General features: G+C 66.3%; 12 protein-coding genes. 7 read left to right on the top strand and 5 right to left on the bottom strand.

The features are described 5' to 3' along the window. Positions 1-275 precede the first annotated feature (275 nt). Both rnr and rlmB read left to right on the top strand, forming a co-directional pair. The gene (gene rnr, locus W930_RS0113635) at positions 276-2,843 is read left to right on the top strand and encodes a ribonuclease R (protein ID WP_023596358.1); all 2,568 of its coding nucleotides are present in this window, start codon (positions 276-278) and stop codon (positions 2,841-2,843) included. 234 nt (positions 2,844-3,077) lie between these two features. Further along, positions 3,078-3,860, top strand: a complete 783-nt coding sequence (gene rlmB, locus W930_RS0113630) for a 23S rRNA (guanosine(2251)-2'-O)-methyltransferase RlmB (protein ID WP_023596357.1) — start codon at positions 3,078-3,080, stop codon at positions 3,858-3,860. A 130-nt stretch (positions 3,861-3,990) separates the two neighbouring features. On the opposite strand, the gene W930_RS0113625 is transcribed toward rlmB, so the two are convergent. The 3 genes from W930_RS0113625 to tal form a co-directional block, all read right to left on the bottom strand. After that, the gene (locus W930_RS0113625) at positions 3,991-6,981 is read right to left on the bottom strand and encodes a hypothetical protein (RefSeq protein WP_023874090.1); all 2,991 of its coding nucleotides are present in this window, start codon (positions 6,979-6,981) and stop codon (positions 3,991-3,993) included. 528 nt (positions 6,982-7,509) lie between these two features. Beyond that, positions 7,510-10,344, bottom strand: a complete 2,835-nt coding sequence (locus W930_RS0113620; protein ID WP_145929456.1) for a hypothetical protein — start codon at positions 10,342-10,344, stop codon at positions 7,510-7,512. 675 nt (positions 10,345-11,019) lie between these two features. Beyond that, positions 11,020-11,970: a transaldolase gene (gene tal / locus W930_RS0113610; protein ID WP_023596353.1), complete on the bottom strand. Its 951-nt coding sequence runs from the start codon at positions 11,968-11,970 to the stop codon at positions 11,020-11,022. A 184-nt stretch (positions 11,971-12,154) separates the two neighbouring features. Between tal and rpiA the strand changes: the two genes are divergently transcribed. Beyond that, the gene (gene rpiA / locus W930_RS0113605; protein WP_023596352.1) at positions 12,155-12,847 is read left to right on the top strand and encodes a ribose-5-phosphate isomerase RpiA; all 693 of its coding nucleotides are present in this window, start codon (positions 12,155-12,157) and stop codon (positions 12,845-12,847) included. A 15-nt stretch (positions 12,848-12,862) separates the two neighbouring features. Next, complete coding sequence (locus tag W930_RS0113600) at positions 12,863-13,933, top strand: serine endopeptidase (RefSeq protein ID WP_023874093.1); 1,071 nt, start codon at positions 12,863-12,865, stop codon at positions 13,931-13,933. Between the two features lie 135 nt (positions 13,934-14,068). Here W930_RS0113600 and W930_RS0113595 read toward each other — a convergent pair whose 3' ends face one another. Together W930_RS0113595 and argA are read right to left on the bottom strand one after the other, a co-directional pair. Continuing rightward, positions 14,069-14,344, bottom strand: coding sequence for an oxidative damage protection protein (locus W930_RS0113595; protein WP_023596350.1), 276 nt, complete (start codon positions 14,342-14,344; stop codon positions 14,069-14,071). Between the two features lie 180 nt (positions 14,345-14,524). Next, on the bottom strand, positions 14,525-15,874 hold the full coding sequence (gene argA / locus W930_RS0113590) for an amino-acid N-acetyltransferase (protein ID WP_023596349.1): 1,350 nt from the start codon (positions 15,872-15,874) through the stop codon (positions 14,525-14,527). Positions 15,875-15,918: 44 nt separating this feature from the next. On the opposite strand from argA, the gene hrpA reads away from it, so the two are divergent. The 3 genes from hrpA (at position 15,919) to W930_RS0113575 (ending at position 22,461) form a co-directional block, all read left to right on the top strand. Next, positions 15,919-20,154, top strand: coding sequence for an ATP-dependent RNA helicase HrpA (hrpA, locus tag W930_RS0113585; RefSeq protein WP_051399261.1), 4,236 nt, complete (start codon positions 15,919-15,921; stop codon positions 20,152-20,154). A 332-nt stretch (positions 20,155-20,486) separates the two neighbouring features. Then, positions 20,487-21,482 carry a beta-propeller fold lactonase family protein gene (locus tag W930_RS0113580; protein ID WP_023596347.1) on the top strand — a complete coding sequence of 332 codons (996 nt, stop codon included), beginning with the start codon at positions 20,487-20,489 and terminating at the stop codon, positions 21,480-21,482. Positions 21,483-21,546: 64 nt separating this feature from the next. Further along, positions 21,547-22,461 carry an EI24 domain-containing protein gene (locus tag W930_RS0113575; protein WP_023874095.1) on the top strand — a complete coding sequence of 305 codons (915 nt, stop codon included), beginning with the start codon at positions 21,547-21,549 and terminating at the stop codon, positions 22,459-22,461. Positions 22,462-22,528 lie beyond the last annotated feature (67 nt).

The raw sequence follows: 22,528 nt of genomic DNA, 5'->3' as shown, positions 1-22,528 counted from the left end.
CAGCTCGCTTACTGCTTGCTTGCTGCGAAGAAGTGAGATTATGCGGTTGTGACGCGGGAGTGTCAACACTTTCGAGGAAAAAATTTTCGATTCCCTCGCCCATTCCCGCCCGCGCGCTCAAATTCCGCACAGGTGGCAGTTTTCGCGAGGTTTGCCGTATGATTGTCCCTGACCGTGCGCCGCCGCTATCCGCGCTACCGCACATCGACACGGACCGCAGGGCGCATGGTGCGCCACTCGGCCGGACTCAACCGGCACAGTAACGCTACCGACCTTTGAGCAAATATCCCTATCCGATCCCGAGCCGAGAAGAAATCCTCGGCGTCCTGCGTACCGCCGAATCCGCGATGTCCGCCAACGACATCGCCGAATCGCTGGCCATCAAGAAGCAGGAACGCGAAGGCTTCTTCAAGCGCCTCGCCGCCATGGAACGCGATGACCAAATTCGACTCGATCGTCGCGGTTACTATCAACTGACCCATCCTTCGAATTTCATCGCCGGGCGCGTCATCGGGCACCGCGACGGCTACGGCTTCGCCGTGCGCGATGACGACGGCGACGACCTCTTCCTCCCCAACGAGGAGATGAAGAAGGTCATGCACAACGACCGCGTGCTGCTTCGCATCGCCGGCTACGATCGCCGGGGCCGCCCGGAAGGTCACATCGTCGAGGTCGTGAGCCGGGCCAATACCCATGTCATTGGCCGACTGCTCAACGAAAACGGCGTGATGGTGGTCGCCCCGGAAGACAAGCGCATCAGCCACGACATCCTGATCCCGCCCCGCGCCCAGGGCAAGGCCAAGGTGGGGCAGGTCGTCTCGGTCGAACTCACGGATTACCCCAGCCGATACAGCCAGCCGATCGGGCGGGTGTCGGAGGTCCTCGGCGATATCGACGATCCGGGCATGGAGATCGAGATCGCCGTGCGCAAGTATGGCGTGCCGCATCAGTTCTCCGCCGAGGCGCTCGCCGCCGCCGGCGCGTTGCCCGATGAAGTCCGCGCGCCCGACCTGCGCCATCGCATCGACCTGCGCGACGTCCCGCTCGTCACGATCGACGGCGAAGACGCGCGCGATTTCGACGACGCCGTTTATTGCGAGCCCGCCAAGGTCGGTCGCGTCAACGGCTACCGTCTGATCGTCGCCATTGCGGACGTCTCGCATTACGTCTCGCCGGGCGGGCCGCTCGATGCCGATGCCCTGACCCGAAGCACGTCGGTCTATTTCCCGCGCCGCGTCATTCCGATGCTGCCGGAGAAGCTCTCGAACGGCCTGTGCTCGCTCAATCCCGACGTCGATCGCTGTGTGCTCGTATGCGATGCGCTCGTCGCACCGAACGGCGACGTGAAGGCCTATCAGTTCTACCCGGCCGTGATTCACTCGGCCGCGCGCCTGACCTATACGGAAGTGGCGGCGGTGCTCGGCAACACGAAGGGCGCCGAGGCCCAGCGCCGCGCCGCACTCCTGCCGCATCTCCAGAACCTCTACGAGCTCTACAAGGTGCTGGCCAAAGCCCGGAAGTCGCGCGGGGCCATCGAGTTCGATTCGACCGAGACGTACATCGTGTGCAATGCGCAGGGCAAGATCGAGCAGATCCTGCCCCGCACGCGCAACGACGCCCACCGGCTCATCGAGGAATGCATGCTCACGGCCAACGTGTGCGCGGCGGACTTCCTCAAACGCCACAAACAGCCGGGGCTGTATCGTATTCACGCCGGCCCGTCGGGCGAGCGACTTCAGGTGCTGCGTACGTTCCTCAAGACGCTCGGGTTGTCGCTGGGCGGTGGCGACGAGCCGGCAACGTCAGACTATTCGGAGCTGATGACGCAGATCGAATCGCGTCCCGACGCGCCCATGCTGCAGACGATGCTCCTGCGCTCGATGCAGCAGGCCGTCTACAGCCCGGACAACATCGGTCACTTCGGTCTCGCCTATCCGGCCTACACGCACTTCACCAGCCCGATTCGCCGCTACCCGGATTTGCTCACGCATCGCGCCATCAAGGCAATTCTGGCGGGCAAGAAGTACGAGCCGCAGATTCCCGAAGGCGTGGAACTCACGACGGGCCTTTCGCCGCACGCGCGCAAGCTTCAGAAGGACGATGACACCAAGAGCAAGAAGTCGCCCAGCGCGCGCAAGCGCGATGCGATCTGGGACGAACTCGGTCTGCACTGTTCGGCCAACGAACGCCGGGCCGACGAAGCGTCACGCGACGTCGAAGCCTGGCTCAAGTGCTACTTCATGCGCGACAAGCTCGGCGAGGAATATGGCGGCACGATCAGCGCCGTCACTTCGTTCGGCATCTTCGTGCAACTCGACGACCTCTTCATCGAGGGGCTGGTGCACGTCACGGAGCTGGGCAGCGATTATTTCCAGTTCGACGAAGTGCGCAACGAACTGCGCGGCGAGCGCACCGGCATCCGTTATCGCCTGACCGATCGCGTACGGGTGCAGGTCAGCCGGGTGGATCTCGATGCGCGCAAGATCGACTTCCGTCTCGTGCGCGAGCCCAATGCCCGCACGCTGGCGAAGACGTCGGGGCGCGCGGAACGTGGCGGCGCGCCGGTCCCCGCACCGGCGGCCGGCACGCCCGGGCTGGCCGGATCCGCGAGCGCGGGGCCGACCATTCGCCAGTTGCCCAAGGGCGGTGCGCTGCTCAACGGGGTGCAGCCTGCACCGACCGGCAAGCATCCCGCCAAGCCGAAGTCCGCAAAGGTGAAGGCCGCGCGCGCCGAGCGTGGCGCGGCCCCGGCCAAGCGCGGCGGTGGCAGTGGCGGCGGCGGCGGTGGTGGCAAGGCGCCGGCGAAGCGTCCGGGAGGTCCGGCGAAGAAGCCGCGCCGCTGACCGGATGTCCGCTGCGTGCCGTCGGCGGTGCAAAACCGCGCTCGGCGCGCAGGGCGTCTGGCGGATTGCAGTAAGATGAGCGCCCTGTGCCGGCCGCGACCGGCGCCTGGCGCCCGCGTTGGATTGCGGCGGCGGTGGCCCATGCGGGCTCCGCCGCCGCCGTGCTTTGTGCGGCGAGGCGAGCGCGCCGCGACCCTCTGGCGCACCGGCACACGCAATTTTTGAGGATGTGAAATGAGTCAATTGAAACTGCTGTTCGGCTTCCACGCGGTGACGGCGCGTCTGCGTCACGATGCGAGCAGCATCGAAGAGATCTACTACGATCCGAGCCGCCGCGATCGCCGCATGACCGACTTCCTGAAGGCCGTAGAGTCGACCAAGGGCGCGCCTGGCGTGAAGATCAAGGTCATTCAGGCGGACGGCAAGCGTCTGGACGGCATGGCCGGTTCGTCGCGCCACCAGGGCGTGGTGGCGCGTGCCCAGGAAGTGTCGCTCGCGCTCAACCTCGATGAACTGCTGGACGGCATTTCCGGCCCGCCGCTGCTGCTCGTGCTCGACGGCGTGACCGATCCGCACAACCTCGGCGCGTGCCTGCGCGTGGCAGACGGCGCCGGCGCACATGCCGTCATCGCACCGAAGGACCGGGCGGTCGGCCTCAATGCGACGGCAGCCAAGGTCGCCAGCGGCGCGGCCGAGACCGTGCCGTACATCATGGTGACGAATCTCTCGCGCACGTTGCGCGAGCTCAAGGATCGTGGCATCTGGGTAGTCGGGACGTCCGACGATGCCCCTGCGGACATTTACGGGACGCAGCTCACCGGGCCCATGGCAATCGTCATGGGGGCGGAAGGCGAGGGCATGCGCCGTCTGGTGCGCGAAACCTGTGACTCGCTGATGAGCATCCCGATGGCCGGCGGCTGCGAAAGCCTGAACGTCTCCGTGGCGAGCGCGGTATGCCTTTACGAGGCTGTGCGTCAACGCGGCGCGGGGGCGCAATCGACGAAGGCTGGCAAGTAACCGCTAACGGCGAGGTCGCGCGCGAGCAGCGATCTTCGTCGGCCCTCGCAGCCGGCGGTCGTGCCCATCGCTGGGCGATCGCGCGTGGCGCGATATTCGGCGGTCGGTGGGTGGCACGACATCGACGAGGTTACACCGCCGGCTCGCACTTCCTTTCCCGATTCGTGGATGCGGCGGCGTCGTGCAGGCGTATCTGGCGACGTTCCTGTTGCAGGTCATTCAGTCGGTGCTCGAGCGTCGCGATATCGCTCCCGCGCCGAGCGTCGGAACGGGCCGTCAACGCTGCCGTGGTCGCCTGGCTCGCGGCGGTCTCGCGCGCGCAATGGGCGCGTGCCGTCAGGGCTGCCTGAGCTGCCTGAGTCGCCAATTCTTTCGCGCTTTTCGCGCGTTCCCTTGCCTTTGCCTCGCTGGCCTCGAACGCGGCCAGCGCGATCTGGCGTGCCTCGTCCGCGCGCTGCGCCGCGGCTTTTCGCGCGGGCTCGGCGGCGACGCGTGTGGCCTGGGTCTTCGCCGCTGCGACGCTTGCCGCCGGTGTCGCAGCGCGGCTGGCCTTCGCGGCTTCGGCGCTCGTCGATGCCTGGCTTGCCACGTGCTGAGCGGCATGCCGCGAGGCGGCGGGCGGCGGATCGTCTTCGACGATCTCGCGGTAGCGTGCCTTCGCCAGATCGTATTGCCGATCAAATTCGCGCTGCACGGCCTCGGGCGCGGCGTCGGGATTCTCGTCGAGAAATCGGACATAGGCCTGCGTGGTGTCGTCGATCAGCGTGCGGATTACCGCGCCACGATGGTCGACGAGGGCGGACCTGAACGCTGGCGCGGCGTCGTCGAGAAGCTCGCGCAGGAGCGTGGACGGCGGGTCCTCGCCGGGCAGAATGTCGCGCCAGGCCCGCTTGACCTCGTCGGCGAGCGACGCGCGGAACCGGCGTTGTTCGTCGACCGTCACGACGGGCATGATTTCGCGCAGCCCGGCGGCCAGACGCTCAGCCTGCAAGCGGTTCAGCGCGGTGTCGCGCAGGAGTTCGACGGCTTGCCGGAATGCCTGCGCCGGGAGCCGCTTGTCCAACGCCAGTGCGGCCGACGCCCTGGACGCCGCCATGCCGAGCCGGAGTCGCAGGCCGACGCCGCGAACGTGCCCCATCATTTCGACGATTTGAGCGTAGGCGGGCCTGAGACCCTGCGCACTCAGTCTGGCGAGCAGGGCATTTCGGCAGTCGATGCCGCGAAGGTGCACGGCGTCGAGCAATTCGACGTAAAAGTTGCGGCACAGTCCGTCGGGCTTGGTGAGCAACAATCGTATCAATGCGTCGCGCGGCTGGCCGGCGTCGAGCAATGCCTGCGTCAATCCCGCCCAACGTCGTCCTAGCGCAAATCCCTGGCCTACGCGCCGCCCGAGTTGGGACAGGTATCGCAATCCCGTCGGCGAAGCCAACATCTCGACGACCGATTGTGCCCGGAGCGCCCCGGTAGTGAGCAGGGCGCTCAGCACCTGCAGATAATGCGCATTGCACTGAATCTTGAGGGCTTCGCGCGCCTCGCTGTCCGTGTGCGATGCGAACAGCATGTGCGTGAGCATTTGCACGAGCGCGGGCTCGATGAGTTTGCGCGCGAGAGGCGTCATTGCCGGGATTTCGCCAAGTGCCCAATGCCATTGCAACTGCCGGGCCGTCACCGCCAGCGTCTGCATGGCGCGCACGATCCCTTCGGTGGCATTGGCGCGGTGCACGCCGTACGGCTGGTGATAGACGAACGTGATGGGGCATCCCGTGAGCGTCTGAAGAATGGACAGCGAGCTGGCACAGGAGTCGCAGGTATCGAGAAGGCTATTGACGTGGATGTCGGTCACCATGGGCACCCGGCGCATGTCGTGTTCGACGACGGCCGCGACGAGCTGCTCGGCATCCGTGGTGCGCACGTGCCGGTGCAGTGGCGACGACGCGAGCTCCGGCAGGTCGACATGCGTCGCGCCGGCAGTGAGCCGGTCGCGCGTGACGCCGAGGCGCTCGAGACGGCGCTTCGCGCAGACGAACCGCACATTGCCCAGGGTGATCTCGTCGTCGTCGCCCATGAGGTCGTGAATGGCGAGTTTCATATCCTGCACGCGCCGGCCGCCGGACAACGAAAAGTACACCGTTTGCATGCACCGATGGTGGCCCAATCGCGCAAATGCCAGGTTCGACATCAACAGGTGCTTGCGCAAGTCCCTTATGCCGCTGGGCAGCTCGAGGTTCCAGCGATCGCCGATGCGAAACACGTGCGTGTTGCCGAGCAAGGTCTGGTAAATGCGCAGATCGAACTCGTGCTCGACCGGATCGAACGCGCAGCGCTTGAAAAGACTGGATCGGCAGGTGTCGATGTAGTCACGCTGGGCATGCCGCGAAGACACGATGTCGAATGGGTCGACATCGCCCATCGTTGCTGCGCTCGACGCCGGATCCGCACGCAGGCATCGATCGAGAATCTGCCGGTGATGGGTCGCGTTGCGATAGCTGTCGGCCGTGCCAATCGGGTAGGGGAAGGTGCCCGAACGGCGCCAGTGTTGCCAGTACAGGTCGATGCATCGATTGTCTTGCGCGATGGCCGGATCCAGACGGCGCAGGGCGATCGCGCCGGCCGTGCTGGGCAACGTGCTCGCAACATAGAACACGTCGTTGTCGGCCTCGACCACGATGTGCGGAGAGGTGCCGCCCGGTGCGGCTGTCGAGGGTGTTCCGATACGCACGCCTTGAACGATCTTCGCAAACGGCACGTTCGCGACGAGTCCCCTGAGTTCCATTTCCACGGTGGCGGCATTGTCTGCGTTGTGGGTGCTGTCAGTGCTGTCCGCCGTGTCGCTTGCGTCGACATCGGGACCGGGGGATGGCGTGCGAGAGGCGTTTCGCGGAACGCCGACAATGAGGGGTTCGTAGCGAGGCGCGTCGGGAAGGCCAAGTGTTGCCAGCCATCTCGACGGGACGGGGCAGATGTTGTGGCCGGGCACGGAGATGCTCACGTATCGGCCTTGGTGGACGAACATGCCGAAGTCCTTATCGGGATGCGGTGCCGGATGCGTTGGCGGTGGCAGGATCGAGGGGCGATCGTTCGTGCCGCGTGCCGCACGGACCTGCGCGGGCAAGATTCGCATGCGGACATCACCGGTTCGAGACGGCGCCCGTGCATCCGGTGTTCGTTCCTGAGGGAAGGCGCAAGTGCCGACGGCGTCGCGCGCGGCGCATGTCGGCATCGTGTCGCGCCGGGGTGCCGCCGTGCCGAGGGTTACGAGATCGTTGAGCCGTGGACGCAATTCGCGCGCGCCGATCGATGGCCAATCCTGGTCCCGAGCCGTGTCAAGCCGCTCGGGCGATGCACGCGCCGCGCTGAATCCGCTCACGAAGCGGCGACGCCCCGCCGGTAGGTCCCGAGGCATGACCGACCGATCGGTCGCCACGTCGGGGATGGGGGAAGGCGTGTGGGCAGTGGATATCGCCTGCATGCTCGAAACGGGTCATGGGGTGAAGCCGGAGGGGGCGGGGCGACACCCGTATTCCAAGGGAGGGCGTAATGATGGCACCGCGCGTGGTGCCGGCCACGTCCGGCGAACCGCCATGCCGAGGGCGTCACATTGTCGCCAGGCGGCCGTCGGCGGTTGCGCGGTCGCGTCCGAAAGTGCGAACTACGTTCCGTACGACGTGCCGACATGGCCCGATTCCTCGAATTGCCGCCCGGCGATGCGTCCGGTTGTCGCACGTTTTTGCCGGCGTGACGGTCCCGGCGATTCGGACGGTGGCGTGGGAAACGCGTTGGGTAGCAAGTCATTGCAGGCGGGCGGCGCAAATTCGAGCGGATAGAGCCATGCCGCCTGTTCGTCACGGGCTCGCCTTTCGCGTTCTGCCCGGTCGAAGGCTTCGCTGCGGGCTTTCTCCAGCGCATGTTGGGCGGCCTGCTTGCTCGCTTCGAGACTGGCCGCAAGGCTCGCTTGTCGCGCTTGTTCCAAAGCGACGCGTTTCGCCTCGCGCTGCGACGCCTCGCGAGCCTCGTGCGCCGCGCTCGCCATGGCCGACTCGCGCGCGGTCGATGCGGCGCGAGCGTCGGCGGCCAGTTGCGCCGTTCGTGCCGCGGCATTCGCCTGCTGCCGCGCCAACGCGCGACTCCGCGCTGCCGTCACCTTCGCGGCCTGCGCCTGGGCCGACGCCCTGGCGTGCTCGCCCCCCGGGATGTCCGCGTCCCGAGGCGAGTCACCCGAACCCAGCACGGCGTCGCGATAGGCCGCCCGGCCCGATCGAAACCGTGCGTCGAACTCGTCCTGCAACGCCGCCGGGCTCGCGGTAGGGTGATCGCGCTGGAACGCGGCGTAGGCTTGTACCTCGTCAACGATGACGGCGTCGACAAGACTGCGGCGGGCGCTGCCAAGTGCGCGACGATAGTCGGGACTGGTATCGGACATGATGCGCCGTGCAATGTCGGATGGGGGGGCGGTCCCCGGCAGCGTCTGCTTCCACGCCTGCGAGACCGCGTCGTGGATCATCTCGCGAAATTCGTACTGCTCGGCGATCGTGACGGTCGGCATGACTTCGCGCAGTTTCGTGGCCAGGCGCTCGCCCTCGGACTCGACGATGGTGCGTTCGGAGAGCAGGGTTCGCACGGTGTCGAGCGCGTCCTTCAGGGGAACATAGTGGAATGTCAGCGGCGCCTCTGCGGACCGCGTGCGCAGTGCCAGCCGAATCGACAGCGTGACGGCTCGGCGAAGGCTGACATACGCCGGGAGTTCCGCTGGCGTGGGGATCAGATTCGCGGACTTCAGCCATGCGACGAGAGCATTGCGCGCGTCACCGGCCACGTGCGGCGCGCGCAGCAGTTCGACGTAGAAGCATCGGTGCAGCCCTTCGGGCTTGCTCAGCAATACGCGCAGCAGCGTGGCGCGGGGCGATCCGGCTTCGCGCAATTCGCCGAGCAGGCTGGCCCAGGCGCTCGCCAATTCGGGGTGCATCGCAACGCGTCGGCCCAGCAGCGCCACGTACGCCCGGCCTTGCGGCGACAAAAGCATGGCGGTCACGTCGTGCGGTGCCAATGCGGCGTTGCGCGTGAGCGATGCCAGCATTCGCAGATACTGGGCGTTGCTCCTGTGCGCGAGCCTGGCGGCATCGCTGAATTCGGTACGATCGACGATTAGCCAGTGCGAGAGCGCCTCGACCATGTCGGGCGTCGGCAGTCGGCGCGACACGGCGGCCAATGCGGGGAAATCGCCGGTCATGAGATGCTCGCGTATGGCATTGGCCGTCGCCGCCAGGCGCTGCATTGCCCGAATCTTGCGGTCCGCGCTGTTGGCCGTCTTCACGCCGTAGTCATGGTGGTAGATGAGGTTGACGGACTGACCCGTGGCCGTCTGCAACATCGAGAGCGTGCTCGCGCACGCGTCGCAGGTGTCGAGCAGACTGTTGACGTGAATGCGGTGCGTGACGGGATCGTCGCGCGTATCGTGAAGGAGCACCGACGCGATAATCTGCTCCGCGTCGTTGACGCGGTCGATGAACGTCTTGCAGGTCGGGTCGAGCGACGGAAGGTTGACCTGGATATCCTCGCCCACCCGGGCTCCCGGGTCGGCGCGTAACCGGGCGCGCCTGCGTCTGGCGTCGACGAACCTGACGCGTCCGATGCGCACTTCGTCGTTCTCGCCCATCGCGTCGTGAATGCGCAACTGCAACGTGTCCTTATGGTTGCCGCCGGACAATGCGAAGTAGACCGCGCTGCCGCCCTTGGCCGTGTCCACGCCTGCGAAGGCCAGATTGCCGTCGCGCAGATGGGTACGCAGATCGGCAATGCCGGCGGCGGTGCCGATATTCCACTGGCCGTCCGCTTCGAAGACCAGCTCCGGTCCCAGAATCGCGCGGTAGACCGAAATATCGAACTCGTGTTTGCCGGCGTCGAACCGCTCGCGGCGGCGCAGGCTCGCCTTGATGTCGTCGACGAAGCGCCGCTGCGCGGGGGCGGACGTAAAGACTTCGTAAGCCGCATCGCGCGCGTCTTGCGGCGGAGTGGCGTTGGCGTTCCATGGCGCGGTCGGCTGCGCGATACGCTGTTCGATATGGCGAACGATATTGCGGAAGCTGCCGTCGTTCCCGAGCGACGAGGGCGTGGCCTTGAGCTGTTGCCGGCATTCATGGAAGGCGTCGATGAACTGCTGGTCGTCCGGGACTTCCGGGTCGAGTTCGCGAAAGGCGCCAGTGCCGCAGCGTTGGTGCGCCGACGCGCAGGCATACAACCGGCCGGAATCGGCCTGGACCACGACCGTTGCCTGACGATCGGCAAATTGCAGGCCATGGACCTCGCGCTCGTACGGGACCTCCTGGACGAGGTCGCGCAGCGTCACCGGAACGAGGCGGCTGCCGTCCTTGGCGAGCGGCAGGGGCGTGGGACTGACGGCGTCGATGGTGCCGTGAATCGTCCCGCTCAGCGCGGGCGCCGGCGGCAAACCGAGTCGTTCCGCCTCCTTTCGGGACAGCGGCGACACTTGCTTTCCGGTTGCATTCGCCTTGAGGTATCTGCCGTCCTGCACGAAGACATAGAAGGGGGGCGCAGTCGATCTCGCACCCGGCGCATCGTCCTTGTCCCCGTGCGCGGACGCCACGGTCCTTGCGAATGCTGGACGAACGGTGACACGCGACAATGAGGCCGCTGAGGATTCGGTACTCGGCGGGGCGTCGAAGCCAAGACGCCGGATGGCCGGGGACGAGCCCACCGGCGGTGTCCCCGCGGCCGAGACGACGAAGTCGGACGGCTTTCGCGGCGATACGAACGCGACGAGCGAGGGCGCGCCACAGGGCGTGGATCGCGACGTACCGACGGTAGCCAGGTCGTCGTCGAAAGCCGGATGCGGGACGTTTGAGCGGGTCTCCGGCGGCGTCGGCATCTGCGCGGACGCCGGCGATGTGGGCGATTGCCCGTGACGGCTTGCTGAAATCAAGGGGCGGAGCGCGAACCGGCGTCGCGCCACCGGGTAACCGGCTCGGCGGCGATCGGCCTGTCATGCGGCAAGAAGTGATTGACGCTTCCAGTGTCGCCGGTGCAACGTCGGGTCACTTCTATTATTCGCCTGCTCCCGACGCTTCAGGCAAGTCTGGCGCCGCCTGCGCGATCGACGGCGTTCGCACGAGACGCGCCGTGGTGTCGCAACGCCGGACCGGCTTCAGCGAGCGGCGTCGATCAGGCCTTCGAGCTTGACGGCGTCGGCGGCGAACGCACGAATGCCCTCGGCGAGCTTCTCCGTGGCCATGGCGTCGTCGTTCAGGGCGAAGCGGAACGACGGCTCGTCGGTCTTCACGCGGTCGATGGCGGCCGAGCGCGCTTCCTTCGGATCGAGCGCCCGGCGCACTTCCCCTTCGGTCGTGCGCAACTGTTCGAGCAGGGCGGGGCTGATGGTGAGGAGATCGCACCCGGCAAGTGCAAGGATCTGGCCGGTCGAGCGGAAGCTGGCGCCCATGACTTCGGTGTCGTAGCCGAAGTGCTTGTAGTAGCGATAGATCGACGCGACCGAACGCACGCCGGGGTCATTCACGCCCGCATTGGCCGCTTCGTCCCAGTTGGCGCCCGCCGACTTCTTGTACCAGTCGTAGATGCGGCCCACGAACGGCGAGATCAGCCGGGCGCCGGCCTCGGCGCAGGCGGCGGCCTGCACCAGCGAAAAGAGCAGCGTCATGTTGCAGCGGATCCCGTCGCGCTCCAGGATCTCGGCCGCGCGAATCCCTTCCCATGTCGACGCGATCTTGATGAGCACGCGATCGCGCTCGATGCCTTCGGCTTGGTACATCGCGATGAGCTTGCGCGCGCGTGCGACCGTGCCGGCCGTATCGAACGACAGGCGGGCATCGACTTCCGTCGATACGCGGCCCGGCACGATGTCGAGAATTTCACGCCCGAAGGCGATCAGCAGGCGGTCGATGAGCTCGTCGGTCGATTCGGCACGGTGCTCGGCGACGACGCGCGTGAGCATCGGGCGGTAGGCGTCCTTCTGCACCGCGCCGAGGATCAGCGACGGGTTGGTGGTGGCGTCTTGCGGCTTGTAGGCATCCATCGCCTGGAAGTCGCCGGTGTCGGCCACGACGATGGTGTGGCGCTTGAGGGTATCGAGCTGATTCATGAGGACGGCCTTGCGAGAAATGCACTGCGTGACATGAAGTCCGGCGAGGGGCCGGATGGCGTTCGGGCGACGCCCCGAAGGCGCCCTCGAGACGTTCAGGGGACGCTCAAAGGACGCAAAAGACGGCGCGTCGGGCCCGACTCCGGTAAACTTCCGACTTTACCAAACTTTGCCGGAATTCCCCATGACCCAGGACGAACTCAAACGCCTGGTCGGCCAGGCCGCTGCCGACTATGTGAACCAGCACGTGCCCGAGGGCAGCGTGATCGGCGTGGGCACCGGGTCCACCGCCAATTGCTTCATCGACGCACTTGCCGCGCACAAGGGTCGCTATCGCGGCGCCGTGTCGAGCTCCGAGGCCAGCACGGAGCGCCTGCGCAAGCATGGCATCGAAGTGTTCGACCTCAACCAGATCGAAAGCCTGCCCGTCTATGTCGACGGCGCCGACGAGATCAACGCCCTGGGGCACATGATCAAGGGCGGTGGCGGCGCGCTCACGCGCGAGAAGATCGTGGCTTCGGTGGCCAGGCAGTTCGTGTGCGTCGTCGACGCCTCCAAGGAAGTGGCCGTGCTCGGCGTTTTCCCGTTGCCGGTGGAAGTCATTCCGATGGCCCAGGCCAGCGTGGCGCGTGAACTCGTCGCCCTCGGCGGCAAGCCGCAGGCGCGCGTGCGCGCGGACGGCAGTCCGTACGTGACCGACAACGGCTGCGCCATTCTCGACGTGCACGGTCTGCAGATTCTCGATCCCGTGGCCTTCGAGACGCAGGTCAATCAGATTGCCGGCGTGGTCACGGTCGGCCTGTTCGCAAAGCGCGGCGCGGACATCACGCTGATGGGCACACCGCAAGGGGTGCGCACCATCGACTACAAAAACTGATACCGGGAGGGCAGGATGGCCGGATCACGTCGTCTTCCCGAAACCTGGTTCCGCCGCGGACTATGGTTGATCGCCGTACTGTTCGCGGTATTTCTGATCGGTCTGGGCGGTCTTGTCGTCGACAGATTGCCCGGCGTCGCGCCAGCGCCCACGCTCGACTCGTTCGTCGATCGCGCGCAGGCCGATCGCGCCGATGCGGCGATCAAACAGGCGCAAACCCAGCTTGAAGACGTGCAGAGCCAGCTGGAGACGGCGCGGCTGCAGCTCAAGGCGCGCAGCACGGCCTATCGCAATGCACGCGAATCGTTCAACGACTGGGTGGCCACGCGTACGGCCACGGCGCAGGCCAGTCAGGATGCCGAACTGGTCGCCCGCACGCGGGCGCTCGATTCGCTCAAGGCCGCGCAGCGCGACGCGCAAACGCAGGTCGATGCGCTCGAAGCAAAGCAGCTCGAGGCGCAACGCGGCCTGCAGTCGGCGCGTGCGACGCGCTATGCCCTCAATGCCGACGCGGGTGAGCGCCTCGCGGCGATCCAGCGTTCGCAGGAACTGAAGGTGTTCGGCATCCGGCTGGCGTTGACCTTGCCGTTGCTTGCCGTGGCGGGCTGGCTGTTCGCACGTCAGCGCAAGAGCACGTGGTGGCCGTTCGTCTGGGGCTTCATCTTCTTTGCGCTATTCGCGTTCTTCGTGGAGCTGGTCCCCTATCTTCCGGACTACGGCGGCTACGTGCGCTACCTCGTGGGTATCGTGCTCACGATTCTGGTCGGACGCTACGCCATCGTGTCGCTGCAGCGCTATCTGGCGAAGCAGAAGGCGGAAGAACAATTGCCGGACGAAGAGCGGCGCAAGACGCTGTCTTACGATCTGGCACAGGCACGACTGGCCAAGTCCGTATGTCCGGGGTGCGAGCGGCCGGTGAAGCTTGATGACCCCGACCGGGACTTCTGCGTGCATTGCGGCATTTGCCTGTTCGACCGTTGCGGCGCGTGCCGTACGCGCAAGAACGCGTTCGCCCACTTTTGCCACCATTGCGGTGCCCGATCCGCAGGCATCCAGACCGAGGGCGGTCCTGCCCGGGCCGGCTGACAGGCGGCCGGCTCCGGCGCTTCCATTCAATCGGCTCCAATGCCCGGTGCGCCGCTTCGCGCGGCGCACGTGCAATCTCCTGGCGAGGGCCCGGAGCCGTGCGCGGGACGGTGTCGGGCCGCGGGAGAGGGTGCCTTATTCCGTAGTCGGAGGAACGTAGCCTTGCGCCACATCGGCGCCGTCGCCGAAGAAGTACTTCTCGGTTTGCTTCACGAGGTACTGGCGCGCGCGCGGGTCGGCCATGTTCAGGCGGTTTTCGTTGATGAGCATGGTCTGTTGCTTGAGCCAGCCGGCCCAGGCTTCCTTGGAGACACTTTCCCAGAGGCGTTTGCCGAGTTCACCGGGCATCGGGGGGAAATCGAGACCTTCGGCTTCTTTGCCGAGCTTGATGCATTGAACCATGCGGGCCATGGGAGGACTCCTTCGTAGTCTTTGTTGAGGCTTGAGTGGAAGCCGGGCTTGCCACGTGGGCCGCGTCATGTCGACGGACGGCTCGGGCGAAGCGGCGGCCGATATCCGGAAATGGGGGCAGGGCCGCAATATGCAAGGGCACCGACGGATGCCGATGATTGCGCGCCCGGCCGTCCTGAATTACAGCTTCTTGATGAGCACCAGCGAGCGGCGCTGCCAGTTGTACAGGCGGCGGCGGTCGGCCGGGAGGTCGTCCACACCGGCCTTGACGAAGCCTCGCTTGAGGAACCAGTGCTCGGTGCGGGTCGTGAGCACGAACAGTCGTTCCAGCCCGCGTGCACGGGCGCGTTGCTCGATGTGCTTGAGCAGGCGTTCGCCGTCGCCCGAGCCCTGCGCTTCCGGATCGACGGTCAGGCAGGCCATCTCGCCGATGCGTTCGCTCGGGTAGGGGTAGAGCGCGGCGCAGCCGAACAGGCGTCCGTCGTGCTCGATGACCGAGAAGTGATCGATGTCGCGTTCGAGCTGGTGGCGGCCGCGGCGCACCAGGGTGCCGTCGGCTTCGAGCGGTTCGATCAGTTGCAGGATGCCCCCGACGTCGTCGATCGTGGCTTCGCGCAGGCTTTCCAGATTCTCGTACGAGATCATCGTGCCCACGCCGTCGTGCGAGAACAGCTCGAGCAGCATGCTGCCGTCGAGCGAGAACGGCACGATGTGCGCACGCCCCACACCGGCGCGACACGCGCGCGTGGCGTACTTCAGATAGAACGCCGAATCGCGGTCGAGCGTGCCCTGCGACTGCAGGCGCTGGGCGTCCTCGAGCGTGAGTTCGCGCTGCAACTCGTTGTATTCGTTGAGAACGCCGGGCGTCTCGGTAATGAAGATCAGCTTGTCGGCGCGCAACGCAATGGCGGCCGACGACGCCACGTCTTCCATCGTCAGATTGAACGACTGGCCCGTGGGCGAAAAGCCCAGCGGCGAGAGCAGCACGATCTTGCCGTTGGCCAGCGAGAGGCGGATCGATTCCGCGTCGACCTTGCGGACCACGCCCGTGTGCTGGAAGTCGACCCCGTCGACGATGCCGACGGGGCGGCCCGTGACGAAGTTGCCCGAGACCACGCTGATGCGCGCGTTGCCCATCGGCGTATTCGGCAGCCCCTGGCTGATCGACGCTTCGATGTCCAGACGCAATTCGCCGGCCGCTTCCTTGACCGCTTCGAGCGCGGCGGCATCGGTGATGCGCAACTGCTGCGAAAAGTGCGACTCGATGTGTCGCAGGCGCATCTGCTCCTCGACCTGCGGTCGCGAACCGTGCACCAGCACGATGTGCATGCCCATGGCGCACAGCAGGGCGACGTCCTGAATCAGGGAGTCGAGCCCGCCCGCCGCGACGAGCTCGCCGCCGAAGGCGACCACGAACGTCTTGTCGCGAAACGCATGGATGTAGGGGGCGACCGATCGCAGCCAGTCCACGAACTGGGCTTGGTGGGCGGTCTCTTCGTCTTGTACGGCGGGGTCGGGTTCGGTCAGCATGGGTGTACGTGCGCAAACATGCGCAGATTATATAATGCGCGCCCATGGCAAGTGACGAACGAAATCGACAATCTCAGCCCCCGAAGCCGAAAGTGACGGCGCCGGGGCAAACGCGCGCCCAACCCAGGGACCCGGCGCAATCGCAAACGACGTCCGATCCGGGCGGCGCGCCTGCGAACGCGGGCCATCGCCCCGGACGCTCCCGCCAACCGGATCGCGGCGGCGAGGCGGGCGCCGCCGCGGGCAACCGCGCGACCAAAGCCGCAACGGGGCCGGGCAATGCCGCGACGGCCGCACGTCGGCCGTCGCCGGCCGAGCGTGCCGCGCGCGACGCCGAGCGACTCGCCGCACGGCAGGCCGCCGCCAACCGCGTGCCCGAAATCGCATTCCCCGAGGCACTGCCGGTGTCCGCACGCCGCGAGGAGATCGCACGCGCCGTCGCCGACCACCAGGTGGTGATCGTGAGCGGCGAGACCGGCTCGGGCAAGACCACGCAACTGCCGAAGATTTGCCTCGCGCTTGGGCGTGGCCTCGGCGCCGGCGGCACCGGCCTGATCGGGCATACGCAGCCGCGGCGCATCGCCGCGTCGGCCACCGCGCGCCGCATCGCGGACGAACTCGGCACTCCGCTCGGCGAAATCGTCGGCTTCAAGGTGCGTTTCAACGACACGCTGTCCAATGGGGCATCGGTCAAGTTGATGACCGACGGCATCCTGCTCGCCGAGACGCAGACCGACCCGCTGTTGCGTGCTTACGACACCATCATCATCGACGAGGCGCACGAACGCAGCCTCAACATCGACTTCCTGCTGGGCTATCTGAAGCAGTTGCTGCCCAGGCGTCCGGACCTGAAGGTCATCATCACGTCGGCCACCATCGATGCGGATCGCTTCGCGCGCCACTTCGGCACCGGCGAAGGCGAGACCCTGCGTCCGGCCCCCGTCATCGAAGTGAGCGGCCGGCTGTACCCGGTGGAAGTGCGCTATCGGCCGATTCAGGACGACGCGCGCATCGCCAACGCGGAAGGCCGCGAGAACAGTCGCGCCAGCGCCCGCGATCGTGAGCGCGATCTCATGGACGGTATCGTCGATGCCGTGGACGAACTCTGCCGCGAGGGGGCGGGCGACGTGCTCGTGTTCCTGCCCGGCGAGCGCGAAATTCGCGAAGCGGCGGAGGCACTGCGCAAGCATCATCCGCCGCACACCGAGATCCTGCCGCTCTTCGCGCGCCTGTCCGCCGCCGAGCAGGAGCGCGTGTTCAGGCCGTCGAACGCCCGTCGCATCGTGCTCGCGACCAACGTGGCCGAGACCTCGCTGACCGTACCGGGCATCCGTTACGTGGTCGATGCCGGCACCGCGCGGGTGAAGCGCTACTCCTACCGCAACAAGGTCGAGCAGCTTCAGATCGAATCGATCTCGCAGGCGGCGGCCAATCAGCGCGCGGGTCGCTGCGGTCGCGTGGCCGACGGCGTGTGCATTCGTCTGTACGACGAAGCGGACTTCCAGTCGCGCGCGCGATTCACCGACCCCGAGATTCTGCGCTCGTCGCTCGCCGCGGTAATTCTGCGCATGCAGTCGCTGCGCCTGTCGAAAGTCGAGGAATTCCCCTTCCTCGAGCCACCGCCGGGCCGCGCGATTGCCGACGGCTACCAGTTGCTGGGCGAACTGGGTGCGGTCGACGACGCCAACCAGCTCACGCCGCTTGGTCGTGAGCTGGCGCGTTTGCCGCTCGATCCGCGCGTCGGGCGCATGATCCTGGCCGCGCGCGACCAGCAGTCGCTGCGCGAAGTCCTCATCATCGCGAGCGGACTGGCCGTGCAGGACCCGCGCGACCGGCCCATCGAAGCCCAGGACGCCGCCGACAACGCCCACCGCAAATTCGCGGACGAGAAGTCCGAATTCCTCTCCTGGCTCAAGATATGGAAGTGGTTCGAGGAGGCGATCGCTCACAAGAAGTCGAACCGCCTGCTGACACAGGCCTGCCGCGAGAATTTCCTCTCGCAACTGCGTCTGCGCGAATGGCGCGACGTTCACAGTCAGTTGCTGACCGTGGTGCGCGAGCAGGGTTGGCGCATCAACGAGTCCGAAGCCACATACGAGCAGGTGCACCTTGCGCTGCTCGCCGGCTTGCTCGGCAACATCGGCTGCAAGGCCGACGACGATCCGCACTTCCTTGGCGCGCACGGCATCAAGTTCCACATCTGGCCGGGCTCCTCGCTCGTGAAAAAGGCCGGGCGCTGGGTCATGGCCGGTGAACTCGTCGAGACGAGCCGGTTGTACGCGCGCTGCATCGCGCGCATCGAGCCGGAATGGATCGAGCGTGTGGGCAAGCACCTCGTGAAGACCTCGCTGTCCGACGCCCACTGGGAAAAGAAGGCCGCGCAAGTCACGGCGTACGAGCGCGGCACGCTCTACGGGCTGACGATCTACGCCCGCCGTCGCATGAACTTCGGCCCGCGCGATCCGCGTCGCGCCCGCGAGATCTTCCTTCGCAGTGCGCTCGTCGAGGGCGACTGGGAAACGAAGCTGCCGTTCTACGCGCACAATCGCAAGCTGATCGCGGACATCGAACAGCTCGAACACAAGTCGCGGCGCCAGGACGTGCTCGTCGACGACGAGTTGATCTACGCCTACTACGACGCACACGTGCCCGCCGGCCTTTACGACGGCGCCAGCTTCGAGCACTGGTATCGCGAGACGTCCAAGGGCACGCCCAGACTGCTCTACCTCGTGCGCGACGACCTGATGCGCCACGAGGCCGCGGGTGTCACGACCGACCTGTTCCCGAAGAAGACGGCGATCGCGGGCGTCGAAATGGCGCTCACGTACCACTTCGAACCGGGGTCGCCGCGCGACGGGGTCACGCTGGCCGTACCGCTCTACGCGCTCAATCAGGTCGACGCGCGCCGATGCGAATGGCTCGTGCCGGGCATGCTCAAGGAGAAGGCGCACCTGCTGATGAAGTCGCTGCCGCAGAAGCTGCGCCGTCACTTCGTGCCATTGCCCGAATACGCGGCCGGGTTTGTCGATCGCGCCACGTTCGGCCAGGGCGCACTGCTCGACGCGCTGATAGCCGATGCGCGCGAGCAGACCGGTGTCATGCTCAAGGCGAGCGATTTCAAACTGGAAATGCTCCCGGCGCACCTGTCGATGAACTTCAAGGTGATCGACGAGCACGGGCGTCAGCTCGGCATGGGACGCAATCTCTCGCAGTTGCGCGCCGAACTCGGGCAGCAGGCGCAGCGCACGTTCCAGGCGCTGGCCGCCCGAAGCGGTGCCACGCCCACCGGCGGCACCGCGACAGAATCTTCGTCGCGCGGCGGCCCCGCGCCGCGCGGCGATGGCAAGGCAGGCGGCAAGACCGGCGCGCAGGCCGTACCGGGGGCGTCCGCGGCATCGGGCACGGGCGCCGCGGCGGTCGAGCCCGGTCGCTACGACAACCTGACGACCTGGAGCTTCGGTGAGTTGCCGGAGATGCTCGAGATTCGCCGCGGCGGCCAGACGCTGTTCGGCTATCCCGCGCTGGTCGATCGCGGCGATCACTGCGACCTCGAAGTATTCGACGATCCGGACGAAGCGCAACGTCAGCATCGGGCAGGACTGCGGCGACTGTTCGCGATTCAGTTGCGCGAGCAGGTGAAGTACCTGGAGAAAAACATCCCCGGACTGCAGCAGATGGCCATGCAGTACCTGCACCTCGGGACACAGGAGGCACTGCGCGATCAGATCGTGGATCTGGCGCTGGAGCGCGCCTGTCTTCAGTTGCCATGGCCGAGCGACAACGCCTCGTTCGTCGCGCGCAAGGACGAGGGGCGTGGACGTCTCACGCTGCTCGCGCAGGAAATCGCGCGCCTGGCCGGGCAGATTCTGGCCGAGTACGCGGCGTTGCAGAAGAAGCTCGCGCAGGCCAAGCCGTTCGCGCAGGCGCATGCGGATCTTACGGCGCAGTTGCAACGTCTGGTCGGCAAGCGCTTCCTGATCGACACGCCCTATGCCCAGCTGGCGCACTTTCCGCGTTACCTCAAGGCGATGGCCGCGCGCATCGACAAGCTCAAGGCCGATCCGTCGCGCGACGCGCGTGCCATGAGCGAGCTCGGCCCGTTGTTGCAGAACTGGCAGCGGGCCACGTCGCAACGCCGGGATCAGGGCGATGCGCGACTCGACGAATTTCGCTGGCTGCTCGAGGAATTGCGCGTCTCGCTTTTCGCACAGGAGCTGCGCACACCGATGCCGGTGTCGGTCAAGCGGCTCCACAAGGTCTGGGAGGCGCTGCAGCGCTGAGCGGTGGCCGTCGGTGACATGCCATCCGTTGGCGTTCGACGCGTATGCCCGGACGCCAATTTTGCATGCAATGCCCGCGCCGGTTTGCGCTGGGTCAGAAAGTGTTGGAATGTTGTTTCGCCTGATCAAAAAAGGTGCGCCGCCGACGCGTTGCGGGGGCTTTCCGGCCCTACAATAGCGGCACCGTTTTGCGACGGTTCCAGGCGCCACTCGTCGCTCGTCGCTCGTCGCTCGTCGTTTTCACCCGAGCGCTTTCCCGCCCGGCACCCGCGGCTTCCCTGGCGTCGTTTTTTCGACATTCTCCGCACCTTTTTCTCCCGAGAGATCCTGCAATGCGCAAACTTCTGATCGCCGCCGGTCTGGCCGCTTCCCTGGGCCTGACGGCGCTGGCCGGCCCGGCGCGGGCGGCAGCCCCGGCACCCGACAGCGTGGTGGTCGTGCTCAATTCGGCCGACGCCAGCGTAAGCCTTATCGACAAGGCCACGCAAAAGGTCGTCCAGACGTTTCCCGTGGGCAAGGAGCCGCATCACCTGATGGCCACGCCCGATAACCAGTCGCTCATCGTGGCGAACTCGGTGGGCAACAATCTCGTGTTCCTCGATCCGAAGACGGGACAGATCCAGCGCAAGATCGAAAACATCGAAGATCCGTACCAGATCGGCTTCTCGCCGGACAAGAAGTGGTTCGTGGCCAACGCGCTGCGCCTGGACCGCGTGGACGTCTACCGCTTCGACGGCAAGAACCTGAGCGTGGCGCAGCGCATCCCGCTCAAGAAGATGCCAAGCCACCTGGTCTTCACTCAGGACAGCAAGCTCGTGTTCATCTCGTTGCAGGAGTCGAACGAGATCGCCGCCATCGATCTGGCCAGCCAGAAGGTGCTGTGGACGCTGAAAGTGGGCGACAGCCCCGCCGGCGTGTGGCTCACGCCCAACGACAAGTACCTGCTCGTGGGCATGACCGGCGCCGACTACGCGGCCGTGATCGACTGGCGCGCGCGGAAGGTGATCAAGACGATCCCGACCGGAAGGGGGGCGCACAACTTCCGTTCGCTCGCCGACGGCAAGCACGTGCTGATCTCCAATCGCGTGTCGAGCACGATCAGCATCATCGATCAGGACGCGCTCACGAATGTCGGCAACATTACCGGTCTGCTGCCCGGCCCCGACGACATGGAGCTCTCGGCCGACAAGAAGACGCTGTGGGTCACGTTCCGGTGGGCGCGCAAGGTCGGCATCATCGACCTGGCCTCGCGCAAGCTGATCAATACGATTGCCGTCGGACGCTCGCCGCACGGGATCTATTTCTACGACCGTGCGCCGGTGCTGTAACATCGGGGCATTGCCGTAAGGGCTTCACTCGCCGGGCGTCGTCGACGCCCGGTCCTGTTTCTGCATGAACGATATTCTTCGCGCGCTAGGGCGCGCGCTCGTGAGCCTGCTGCATCCGCGCATGCTCTGGCTCACCGCCATGCCCTTCGTCGTCTCCGGACTGATCTGGGGCGCCGTGATCTGGTTCGGCTGGGAACCATTCACCGACTTCCTGCGCGTGTGGCTCGAACAGTGGGAATTCACCCAGTGGATCTACCGCTTCTTCGGCTTCTTCGGCGTGGACAGCGTGCGCATGGCGCTCGCGCCGTTCATTCTGGTGGCGCTGCTCGTGCCGCTGATCGTCGTCACGTCGCTGCTGCTCATTGCGGGATGGTCGATGCCGGCGGTGTTGCGCCATCTCTCGCGCCGGCACTTCATTCATCTCGAGGCGCGTCAGGGCGGCTCGTTCTGGGGCAGCCTGGGCCAGTCGCTCGGGGCCACGCTCATCTTCCTCGTCGCCGCGCTCGTCACACTGCCGTTATGGCTGGTGCCGCCATTCTTCGCCATCGTGCCGCCGCTGCTGTGGGGCTGGCTCACTTACCGCGTGATGACGTACGACGCGCTCGCTTACCACGCCACGGCCGAGGAGCGGCGCCGGATCGTCCGGGAGAAGCGTCTGCCGCTGCTCGTGATCGGTGTGGCAACCGGTTTGCTCGGCTCGCTGCCCACATTGCTGTGGGTCTCGTCGGTCATCATGATCGTGCTGTTCCCGGTCATCGCGCTGCTCGCGATCTGGCTCTATGTGGTGATCTTCGTCTTTTCGGCGTTGTGGTTCGCCCATTACTGCCTGCGCGCACTCTCGCGCCTTCGCGCGGAGGATGCCCGGCATGAGCCGACGCTCGCCGGTACGGTCCTGCCGGTGGTCGACGATGCCCGGCCGGAGACCGAAGACCTGCCGCCGGCACTGCCCCCTCCGGGCAGCCCCAACGGTTCGCCCTGAAAGTGGCACAATCGTCACACCGCGCGCTGCCGGATTGGACCTTCGTCGTCTGAATCCCGGCGGCGCC

Origin of the sequence: Pandoraea sp. E26 (assembly GCF_000681415.1) — a bacterium.
GTDB lineage: Bacteria > Pseudomonadota > Gammaproteobacteria > Burkholderiales > Burkholderiaceae > Pandoraea > Pandoraea pnomenusa.
This window is presented reverse-complemented; position numbering and strand designations above follow the sequence as displayed.